Here is an 11,491-nt window from a genome sequence, read left to right as displayed (position 1 = left end):
TTGCATTGGAGGCACTGCTTTCTGCTTTATCAGCACTTGATTTAGCATCAGAGGCACTATTTTTCGCTTCTGTCGCACTGCTTGCTACATTAGAGGCACTGCTTTCTGCTTTATCAGCACTTGATTTAGCATCAGACGCACTGTTTTTCGCTTCCGTTGCGCTACTTGCTGCATTAGAAGCACTAGTTTCTGCTTTATCGGCACTTGTTTTAGCATCAGACGCACTGTTTTTTGCTTCCGTTGCACTGGATGCAGATTCACCAGCGCTTTTAGCGGCATTACTTTCACTTACTTTTGCATTGGATGCACTGTTTTCAGCTTTGTCAGCACTATTCTTCGCATCAGAGGCACTGTCTTTTGCTTCTGTTGCACTGGATGCAGATTCACCAGCGCTTTTAGCGGCATTACTTTCACTTACTTTTGCATTGGATGCACTGTTTTCAGCATTAGATGCACTTGCTTTCGCATCAGACGCACTATTTTTTGCTTCCGTAGCACTGGATGCTGAGTCTTTAGCACTGGATGCGGATTCATTCGCACTGGATTTGGCATCTGAAGCGCTACTTTTCGCTTCCGTTACACTAGACGCTGCATTAGACGCACTGTTTTCTGCTTTATCAGCGCTGTTTTTAGCATCTGACGCACTATTTTTAGCCTCTGTAGCACTAGATGCAGAACTTGTAGCACTCTTGGCCGCATTCTCTTCGCTTATTTTCGCATTGGATGCACTACTTTCCGAATTTGTGGCGCTAGTCGCTGCCTCAGTAGCACTCTTAGCAGCATTTTCTTCACTTACTTTAGCATTAGATGCACTGCTTTCCGATTTAGTGGCACTAGTTGCTGCATTACTTGCACTTTGAGTGGCTTGGTCTTCGCTTGCTTTAGCATTAGATGCATAGCCCTGCGCTTCTGTTGCGCTAGAAGCAGCATTAGTTGCACTTTTTAATGCATTGTCTTCACTGATTTTTGCGTTTGATGCGTAGCCTTTGGCCTCTGTAGCACTGGATGCAGCATTTGTTTCACTCAATTTAGCATTAGAAGCGCTACTGTCTGCCTCATTAGCACTTACAAGAGCATTAGACTCACTGTCTTCCGCATCTTTGGCGCTCTTGGCCGCATTTTCTTCGCTTACTTTAGCATTAGATGCACTACTTTCTGATTTAGTGGCACTAGAAGCTGAACTTGTAGCGCTATTTGCTGAAGACGTAGCGCTCTTTGCGGCTTCATCTTCACTGGCCTTAGCATTGGATGCATAGCCTTTTGCTTCTGTGGCACTAGAGGCAGAGCTAGTAGCGCTATTTGCTGAAGAAGTAGCGCTTTTTGCAGCTTCATCTTCACTTGCCTTAGCATTGGAAGCATAGCCTTTTGCTTCGGTAGCACTAGAAGCAGAGTTAGTTGCGCTTTTAAATGCATTGTCTTCACTGATTTTTGCATTTGATGCGTAACCTTTTGCCTCAGTAGCACTGGATGCAGCATTTGTTTCACTCAATTTAGCATTAGAAGCGCTACTGTCTGCCTCATTGGCGCTTACAAGAGCATTAGACTCACTATCTTCCGCATCTTTGGCACTCTTAGCGGCATTTTCTTCGCTTACTTTAGCATTAGATGCACTGCTTTCTGCTTTAGTAGCACTAGAAGCGGAACTGGTAGCGCTATTCGCTGAAGATGTAGCACTCTTTGCCGCTTCATCTTCACTTGCCTTAGCATTCGATGCGTAGCCTTTTGCTTCGGTAGCACTAGAGGCAGAGCTGGTAGCGCTATTTGCAGAGGACGTAGCGCTTTTTGAGGCTTCATCTTCGCTAGCTTTAGCATTAGATGCACTACTTTCTGATTTAGTGGCACTAGAAGCTGAACTTGTAGCGCTATTCGCTGAAGAAGTAGCGCTCTTTGCGGCTTCATCTTCACTCGCCTTAGCATTGGATGCATAGCCTTTTGCTTCGGTGGCACTAGAAGCAGAGCTGATAGCACTATTCGCTGAAGATGTAGCACTCTTTGCCGCTTCATCTTCACTTGCCTTAGCATTTGATGCATAGCTTTTAGCCTCGGTGGCACTTGAGGCAGCTTCAGTGGCACTATTGGCAGAAGACGTAGCACTAGTAGCAGCCTTATCTTCACTTACTTTTGCATTGGATGCATAACCTTTTGCTTCAGTGGCACTAGAAGCAGAGCTGGTAGCGCTATTCGCTGAAGAAGTAGCGCTCTTTGCGGCTTCATCTTCACTTGCCTTAGCATTCGATGCATAACCTTTTGCTTCAGTAGCACTAGAAGCAGAGCTGGTAGCACTATTCGCCGAGGACTTAGCGCTTTTTGCGGCTTCATCTTCACTTACTTTAGCATTTGATGCATAGCTTTTAGCCTCGGTGGCACTAGATGCAGCTTCAGTGGCACTGTTGGCAGAAGATGTAGCACTAGTAGCGGCCTTATCTTCACTTACTTTTGCATTGGATGCACTGCTTTCTGATTTAGTCGCACTAATGGCTGCATTACTTGCACTTTGAGCAGCTTGATCTTCACTTGCCTTAGCATTCGATGCATAGCCTTTTGCTTCAGTGGCACTAGAAGCAGAGCTGGTAGCACTATTCGCTGAAGATGTAGCACTCTTTGCCGCTTCATCTTCACTTGCCTTAGCATTCGATGCGTAGCCTTTCGCTTCAGTAGCACTATTAGCAGAAGACGTAGCGCTAGTAGCCGCCTTATCTTCACTTACTTTCGCATTAGATGCACTCGTATTAGCCTCACTTGCACTTGAGGTAGCATCACTAGCACTAGACAAAGCGCTTGATGCACTGCTAGATGCAGAACTTACACTCGATACAGCTGTGCTGATAGCATTAGCAGTAGAGTCATCTAAGCCAATAGTCAACGTGTTTTCTGTCGAACCAGTTTTTGCAGATGTTGATAATTTTAAGCCGGTTCCCGCTTTTATTGTTAGCTTATTATTTGGATACGCTGAGCCCGCAGCCCAATCAATAGTAGGAGCTTTATCACTATCTACTTCTTTAATAGAGATAGTAGCTGCCAAGGTGGAAGCTTGCGTAAAAAGTAAAATAGCAGTCATAAACGCTGCACTAACACGACGTACACGCCTACTACTACCTTGATACCCCTTCGCAAATTCCGAAGCTACAACATAACAACCTTTTGTTTTACTCCATATAACTTTAAATACTTTATTCATTCATTAAAACTCCTCACATTTCACACCATTCAATCTCGATTACGTCATTAACTTTATCAAATTTTCATGAAATACAAGGACAATTCTAACAAAAAAGTACACTCTATACAACACATTTAATTAGTAGGAATTATAAAATTATACGTTTATAAAATTAATTTATATAGTTTAAGTAGTCTACATACAGAGAACAAAATATTACTTTTAGTGTTTTAAAGCGATACATAAACAACCTGCAAATATTAGTATCAATTTCATTTATCAATTCTAAAATTTTGAATATAGACACTTCTTGCTTTCTCACACCGCACAAATCAAGTTTTCTATCTCCAACAATAAAAGCTAGGTAACAACAATTGGTTGTCGCCTAGCTTTTACTCTAGTTCCTATTCTTTATCGGTCCGCTTCGTAATTAATATGCCCCTTATGCATCATTAATTTAGCTTTTATTGGCGTAACTAATTTTTCAGCCACCATATCTTTTGTTTCGGAGATATACCACTTAAAAGCCCAAGTATTTCTATGTTTAGCATAAGCAGCTTCATTCTCATAAATTTCAAAGAAATACCAAGTATTTCTATCGCCTTTTACGCGACCAGCATACATAGCCAATACACCTGGTTCAGTAGCAATCGATTGTTTCATTTCATCCACAACTACCCGTGTAAAATCATCATTATAACCTGATTTAACTGTTACCTTAGCCAGATTAACTAAGACTTGATCTTCATCAACGATCTGTAAGGGTTCTTCTTTAGTTAGCAAGGCTACTGGCTCCAATGAATAGAAAGCACGACTATTCAAATGACGCCCTACGGCATCAACAAAGGCATTGTACTGAGGCGATTTCTTATGGGATTCATAGGCTTTATTATTTTCATACACTTCCGCCACATACACAAGCTGATTATCAGTCAGATTATTGCCTGCATTCATTGCCCAAGAACCTGGTTCATTCGCCAATGATTGTGTAAAGTTTTGATACCCTGTTTCATAAAAGGCTGGTTGTACTTCATCAGCTACTTCAAAGGTAAATAAATTATATACCGGTGTCACATCAGGCACCACTTCTTCCACAGTTGTTGTTTTAGCGCTAATTGTAGCCCACATTACACACGCCAAAGAAGCACTTACTAAAGTTAACCAACGTTTTTTCATAAAAATCTCCTTACCATATCCCTACACTATAAATCTTATTTTATGACAACACTATAACCTTTATCTTATATCAATACTACAAACTTTATTGTATATCAATACTCCAACCTTTATGTTAGCCCCATACACCAAAGCTTATTTTAAAGTCGCTACATAGGCTTCAGCTTGTGCCGCTAATGTAGCTGGTTCAATCCCTAAAGCACCATAGGTCACAAATGGCGCTATCCAAGTGGTACCAATTAATTGACTTGTAGCTTTAAATGGTAACACTAATTCATCAATCGTTACATTAAAACGACTCCCTTTGCTATAATCACTAGCTTGAGCGCCTGTAGAAATGGCTAACATCAATTCTTTACCATGTAAGGCCGTACCATTCGAACCATAGGCCCAACCATGTTCAAACACTTCATCTTCCCACTGTTTCAACAAAGGCGGGCAAGAATACCAATACAATGGAAATTGTAATACTATGCGATCCGTAGCTTCTAAGATTTTTTGTTCCGCGTTTACATCAATTTTCCCATCAGGGTACATATCATACATATAGCGAACTTCTACCTGAGTTTCTTCAGCTGCCTTAGCCAAGGCTTTGTTAACTACGGAATCATTCATATGAGGATGGAATACAAATACTGTTGTTTTCATAATTAGCTCCTTTATATTATCTATATTTTACCACATTATTTTCCAATTTTTTTATTTTATATACTCATTGACCACGATAAGAAGTTATCTGATCAGCAATCAAATTAGCTTGAAACTCACGGACTGTATAAACAGCCTTGTCTGGATAATAACTGTCCTTAGCAAGCAAAGCCTCTAACTCTTCCCGTGAATCTGCTTGTGCTAATACAAGCCCTGCTGCCGTCTGATCACGATACGGGCCTACCACTAAAAAATGACCCCTTTCAAACTGTTCTTTAAACCAAGCACGATGCTGGTCTAACAATCTACAAATACAACATCATATTGACTCGTATCAGGGATAGTACCCTTTAGCGCAGGACGGCTATTATTCCGTAACTCTGTCTTAGCTACCTCCAATAATTCATTATAATTTGACGTATATTCAGTAGCTGGCACAATCTCGCATATATCGCTTCTCAAATTTTCTTGAATGTAATTAGCCACCCGATGGGTATTCCCAATGGGGAGTGTTTCACCTTCATATACACCTTTAGTTAACGAAAAGAACACGACTAAAGTTCGTTTACCATCCACTGGCTTTGGCAATGATTTTGAATCGTCTGCACTTGTACTGATTATTTTAAAATCATTAGACTCACGGGCTTGATTATAAAAATAATTATACGAAACCAATAGGATGCCCGCTAAGATTATAATAACACTGATTAAAACTTTTTTATACTTCATTCCATTCACTCCAATCTACTACAATACACCTCAATACTTCTTTATCTCTATTGTAGTTTTATAGGCAATGAATAGCTAATGCTCTTTTCTTTATTAGTTCTATGCTTAAAAAGCATATTTAGGCGATAAAAATCGATTAAAAACCTTTAGAAATCCACCACTGTTCAGATAAGTCAGCAGCCCTATTCGTCCAAGAATGTCTAAGTTTAGCCAAATATAAAAAACTGTACTAAAAAAGATTCTAATTCAACTTCTTTTTCAATACAGTTCACTAAGCACTTTATTTTATTGTATTGTACTATATTTTAATTACATTACACTTCAGCAATTACTTCAATCTCTACTAAGAAATTAGCAGGTAATTCTTTAACGGCTACGCATGAACGAGCCGGTTTGCTAACAAAATACTCTTGATATACACCATTAAAAGTAGCGAAATCTGCCATATCAGCTAAAAAGCACGTAGTTTTTACTACATTTGTAAAATCTAAACCGGCTTCTTTTAAAATAGCTTCTATATTTTTAATAGCTTGTAAAGTCTGTGCCTCCACACCATCTACTAGGGTTCCACTTTCAGGTTGCAAACCACCTTGACCGGAAATAAATAATAAGCCATTTACTTTAATAGCCTGAGAATAAGGTCCTAATGCTTTAGGTGCTAAATTAGAAGTAATAATTTCCATGATACTCTCCTTTATACAATTTAAAATAATCCATAAAATATAGCAGATACAGTAATACAACCAATTATAATAACGAAATAATTCGACGGTTTACGATAACGGGCCAATTTTTCAGAGCTATAAATAGCATACATTGGCAAAAGTAATAGAATAACAGCACCAGTAGGGCCACTAATTGACTCGATAATGCCTAAAATACTTGGGTTTACATAAGCAGTAAATACACAAGTAACAACCATAAAGAGCAGTATAATTTTATCAATCAATTGATTACTAATTGTTTTTCCATTTAGCTCGGCCACTTCGATTACTATATCTCGCATCGCTTCATATGCACCTACATAATGCCCTAAAAAAGACTTCATAATTGCAATAAAAGCAATTAGTGGACCAATCCAAGTAATAAACGGCGTATTTAAATGATTCGCTAAATACGATAGAATCGAAATATTCTGTGCTTTTGCTTCAGCTAACGCACTAGGTGACAAACTAAGTACACAACTATATACAAAGAATAAAACTACCACAATCATTAAAATATAACTATTCCGTTGTATCCAACCGCATTTTTTATCCACCTGTTCCAAATCATCATATGCATGTCGTTCGGCCACAACAAAGGGCGAAATAATTGGATAATGATTAAAAGACATTACTAACACAGGAAAAGTAACCCACAAAGTCATCACAATATCTTTGATACTAAGCTGACTCATTGTCTGTCCACTAAAGAAATCTTCAAAGAATGTAAGATTCCACTGTGGAATTAAGTACAAGCCAATAATAATTAGCATCCCAATAAATGGATATACTAAATAGCTCATAGCTTTCATTGTAGTTTCTTGTCCTAATCGAACAATACTGAGTAATACTATAATAATTATTAAAGCAATAGCTAATCTAGGTACAGCTGTAATCCCTAACTGATGTACCAATAAACTTTCCCCTGTATTGGTAATTGCTACAGCATACATTAATAAAATAGTATATATCGCAAAAAAATAGATCAGATTAAAAATTTTTTCCGCTCGAGGCCCCCAATACTCACCGACTACCCCAGCAATGCCCTTATCAGCAGAACTTAAAGATAATATAAAACGAGCTAAGGCTCTATGCGCTAAAAAAGTAATTGGAAATGCTAATAAAGTAACAATTAATAATGGCAAAGGGCCACCAATCCCCGCATTAATTGGTAAGAATAGTACACCCGCACCAATAGCCGTACCAAATAAACCTAACATCCAAACAGTATCCTCTTTATACCATTTGTTATAATCTCTAACAACTTGTTCCTTTTCCATACGCTATCCTTTCAATGCATACAAATACATTGCCTTAGCTCTCACTTTATTGAGATAAACTAACCCTTGCCACTTCAGCAAAATATTTAGCCCCAATTTCTAAAATATCATCATTATAATCAAATGAAGGATTGTGTAATGCAATACCATTGCACCCTTCTTCTACCGTTCCACTACCAATAAAAACAAAACAGCCTGGTATTTTTTCTAAAAACCCTGCAAAATCTTCAGAAATCATAACTTGTGATGTATCTCCACATACACAATCAGAGCCTACAATATTAGTAGCTGCTGTCACTGCTCGTTTTACACTATTGACATCATTTACTGTAGGAGAAAATTCATGAGTATATTCAAATTCACATGTAGCTCCGTACATTGTACAAATAGCTTCACTAATTGCTTTCATTTCTTTTTCTAACTGCGCCTGAACTTTTGGACTGTAACTCCTTGTATCACCCTTAATAACTACATTTCCAGCCACAGCATTGTGAGCACCATCAGTAATAAATTCAGTACATGAAATAACAACAGGTTCATTAGGGTCCACAATACGCGACACAATAGTTTGTAAGGCTACTACAATTTCTGAACCTATAAGAATCGCATCTTTCCCCATATGAGGTCGTGCTGCATGACAACCTTGCCCATGTATCTTGATAACAAAATTATCTTCGCTCCCCATAATGCCACCTACACGAGTAAAAATATGACCTTTTGCCATGCCTGGCATATTATGAAAGCCATAAATTTCATCCATAGAATGCGTTTCTAATAAACCATCTGCAATCATAGCACGAGCCCCTTTACCAGGTTCTTCCGCAGGCTGAAATACAACTCATACTGTGCCATCAAAATCTTTACTTTCACTTAATAACTTAGCTGCTCCTAATAATGAAGCCATATGTCCATCATGCCCACAGCCATGCAAAAATCCTGGCAATTTAGATTTATATGGCAATTCTGATTGCTCAGTAATAGCTAATGCATCCATATCACTGCGAAGGCCAACTACTTTCTTTCCTGTTCCTACAGTTAAAGAACCGACTACACCAGTTTGTCCAATTCCTTCAGCTACTTCAAATCCCATAGCCCGTAATTCTTTAGCAACATAGGCAGCGGTACGATGTTCATTAAACGCTATTTCTGGATATTCATGTAAATCATGACGCCATTTTTGTAATTGTTCTTTAAATGTTAACTGTTCCATATTAATATCTCCTTTATTTTTAGCAGATAATCTTTTAGTATTATGCTATCCACATCTTTTATTGTTTTGGATACGCCCCTTCCCAAACAACTCGTCTATAATTTTCTTTATCAGTATCACCTTCGGTACTAATGCAAAGAATAACTGAGTTATCTGACAAACCAATTTGTTCTTTATATGTAATAAATTCAGGTTTTGTTAACAAATTATATACTAACCCCGTGGTCACAGCTCCACTTTCACCTGAAATAATAGGGGTATCTCCAGGTAATGGATTGCCTAAAACCCGCATGCCATCAGCCGCTATAAAATCTGGACAAGACACAAAATGCGAACCATGTTGTCTAATTTGTTCCCAACCTACGGTACATACTTCACCACAACATAAACCAGCCATAATAGAGTCTAAATCACCCTCCACAGCATGTAATTTACCATCATTTGCTTCTGCAGTTTTAAAAAGACAATCAGCTTGATTTGGCTCTACGTAGGTAATCACTGGTAGTTCGGTCTGATAGATATCGTGGAAAAATCCTGTTAAAGCACCAGCCATAGCTCCAACGCCAGCTTGCAAGAAAATATGAGTTGGTTTTACATCACCTAAGGCTTCTACCGCTTCTAGAGCTAATGTCATATAACCTTGCATAATCCAAGCTGGAATCTCTTCATAGCCAGGCCAAGCTGTATCTTGTACTAAAGTCCATCCATTTATATCCGCCTGTTCTTTTGCAAAGCGTACGGTATCATCATAGTTTAAATCTGTAATTTCTGCAGTAGCTCCTAATTTTCGAATATTATCAAGCCGTTCTTGTGCTGAACCTTTAGGCATATATACAACAGCTTTCTGTTGTAGGTTCTGAGCCGCCCAAGCTACGCCACGACCATGATTCCCATCAGTAGCAGTTACAAAAGTAAATGTATTAGGTTTTACTTGCTGCACATCATCTAAAGAAATATTTAATGTATTAGCAATAACTTTAGCTAATGCATAACTACCACCTAAGCCTTTAAATGCATTTAAACCAAAACGATAACTTTCGTCTTTCACATATATCCCTTTAACCCCTAATTCGCTACTCAACCGTTTCAACTCTTGTAATGGAGTGGCCTTATAATTAGGTAGTGATTCATGAAAGGCTTTCACAGATTTTGCTTCTTGAATAGAAAACAACTGATCAAATTTACTTTGTTTAGGGTCCTGTTTAAAGGAAACTATTTTCATACTCATATATCCTACTCCTCACTTCTTTCTAAACTTATGCTTAAAATTACTATGATAGATAGACCTTATATTAATACAATACCTCCTTAACTTTATTAATTTTTTATCCATTATCTATTAATTCTTTTAGCATAATCTTACTTCCATTAATACATATAAGTCATTTCATAATCCTAGTATATGCATAATACTTAAATCTTTCTATCAGAATACATTCAACTTTTATCATATTTGTACTTTTTATCATTTTAATTATATTGAAATGTAATACTCTATCACGTATAATTTTAATCATAATATAACCCTATTCTCTTTTACCTATCTATAAGTACTATGCGAGGTTATTTATGAAATTATCTCAACCTATTTCTAATCAGAGCGGGCAAAATATCACATTTAAAGCTAATAAAGAACTTAAAGAATCCTTATCATATCTATCAAATGACTTGCCTTTAGCAGTCTATACCCAAGCTTTTGATCATGCAACATCTGATGCCATCCCAATTCATTGGCACGACGAAATTCAATTAACTTGGCTCATTTCAGGAAAATTAGAATATACTATTAATGATGAAACATTAACATTAACACCAAATACACTATTATTTTTAAACAAACATCAACTACACAGTTCTAAAAGCACAACGCATGATGCCTTTACTTTATGTATTAATTTTGAAAATACAGCCTTCTCTGACTTTATAAAAAATTATTTTTTAAATCCTATTCTAAACAATAACACCTTTTCTTATGCACTAATTCCTATGCAACCACAGCAAATAGAAAAATTGAAAAGTTTTACAACTTTAGCAGACAACCCCCTCCAATATTTAAGCGTCCTTAATTTTATTTCACAAACGATAGAGCAAGTCATACCTATTATCAAATCTCAACATCAGCCCATTAATCAAAAAGAAGTATCCATATTTTATACCATGATTGACTATATCCATACACATTATGCAGAACCACTAACAGTAACAGAAATAGCTAAATATGCATTAACTAATAAAAATCGTTGCACAGCCTTATTCAACAAATATGCGAATACCTCCCCTATAAAATATGTAAATAGTCATCGCTTACATCAAGCTAAAGATTTATTACTCCATAGCGAGCAGTCAGTCTCTGAAATATCTCTTAATGTAGGATTTAATCAACTAAGTCATTTTATAGAATTATTTAGAAAACAGTACGGATTATCTCCACTAAAATATAGGGTTATAGGACAAAACGTGTTGGTTTTTAATCCCAATAAGTAGGAAACTCTGTGCTCCGATGAAGTTCATTCCATGCAAGCCCATCTCCCCATTGAGGAATAGAATAATCTACTTTCTCCCTTTCGTTAAATCGTTGGTAGAT

9 protein-coding genes and 1 pseudogene are annotated in these 11,491 nt (G+C 37.4%); 1 reads left to right on the top strand and 9 read right to left on the bottom strand.

The window, feature by feature from the left end; translation table 11 throughout:
- The 9 genes and pseudogenes from VER_RS09890 to dpaL form a co-directional block, all read right to left on the bottom strand.
- On the bottom strand, positions 1-3,178 hold a 3,178-nt coding region (locus tag VER_RS09890; RefSeq protein WP_162100658.1), incomplete at its 3' end, for an ESPR-type extended signal peptide-containing protein.
- Between the two features lie 393 nt (positions 3,179-3,571).
- Entirely contained in the window at positions 3,572-4,336 is a 765-nt protein-coding gene (locus tag VER_RS09885) for an antibiotic biosynthesis monooxygenase (RefSeq protein ID WP_162100657.1), read from the bottom strand.
- Positions 4,337-4,471: 135 nt separating this feature from the next.
- Complete coding sequence (locus VER_RS09880) at positions 4,472-4,984, bottom strand: NAD(P)H-dependent oxidoreductase (protein WP_162100656.1); 513 nt, start codon at positions 4,982-4,984, stop codon at positions 4,472-4,474.
- 64 nt (positions 4,985-5,048) lie between these two features.
- Positions 5,049-5,288 carry a YciI family protein gene (locus VER_RS09875; protein WP_202922162.1) on the bottom strand — a complete coding sequence of 80 codons (240 nt, stop codon included), beginning with the start codon at positions 5,286-5,288 and terminating at the stop codon, positions 5,049-5,051.
- On the bottom strand, positions 5,282-5,713 hold the full coding sequence (locus VER_RS09870; RefSeq protein ID WP_162100655.1) for a hypothetical protein: 432 nt from the start codon (positions 5,711-5,713) through the stop codon (positions 5,282-5,284). Before VER_RS09870 ends, VER_RS09875 begins: the two co-directional genes overlap by 7 nt.
- Before the next feature lie 314 nt (positions 5,714-6,027).
- Positions 6,028-6,396, bottom strand: a complete 369-nt coding sequence (locus tag VER_RS09865; RefSeq protein WP_162100654.1) for a RidA family protein — start codon at positions 6,394-6,396, stop codon at positions 6,028-6,030.
- 20 nt (positions 6,397-6,416) lie between these two features.
- Positions 6,417-7,697 (bottom strand): septum formation initiator, encoded by a 1,281-nt coding sequence (locus tag VER_RS09860; protein WP_162100653.1) that lies wholly within the window; start codon positions 7,695-7,697, stop codon positions 6,417-6,419.
- Positions 7,698-7,743: 46 nt separating this feature from the next.
- Positions 7,744-8,691 (bottom strand): annotated as a pseudogene (locus VER_RS10340) (amidohydrolase).
- 274 nt (positions 8,692-8,965) lie between these two features.
- Positions 8,966-10,135 (bottom strand): diaminopropionate ammonia-lyase, encoded by a 1,170-nt coding sequence (gene dpaL / locus VER_RS09850; RefSeq protein WP_162100652.1) that lies wholly within the window; start codon positions 10,133-10,135, stop codon positions 8,966-8,968.
- Between the two features lie 341 nt (positions 10,136-10,476).
- Between dpaL and VER_RS09845 the strand changes: the two genes are divergently transcribed.
- The gene (locus VER_RS09845) at positions 10,477-11,391 is read left to right on the top strand and encodes an AraC family transcriptional regulator (RefSeq protein WP_162100651.1); all 915 of its coding nucleotides are present in this window, start codon (positions 10,477-10,479) and stop codon (positions 11,389-11,391) included.
- The last annotated feature ends 100 nt before the right edge of the window (positions 11,392-11,491 follow it).

It is taken from the genome of Veillonella sp. R32 (assembly GCF_010093125.1).
In the GTDB taxonomy this organism is placed as follows: domain Bacteria; phylum Bacillota; class Negativicutes; order Veillonellales; family Veillonellaceae; genus Veillonella_A.
This window is presented reverse-complemented; position numbering and strand designations above follow the sequence as displayed.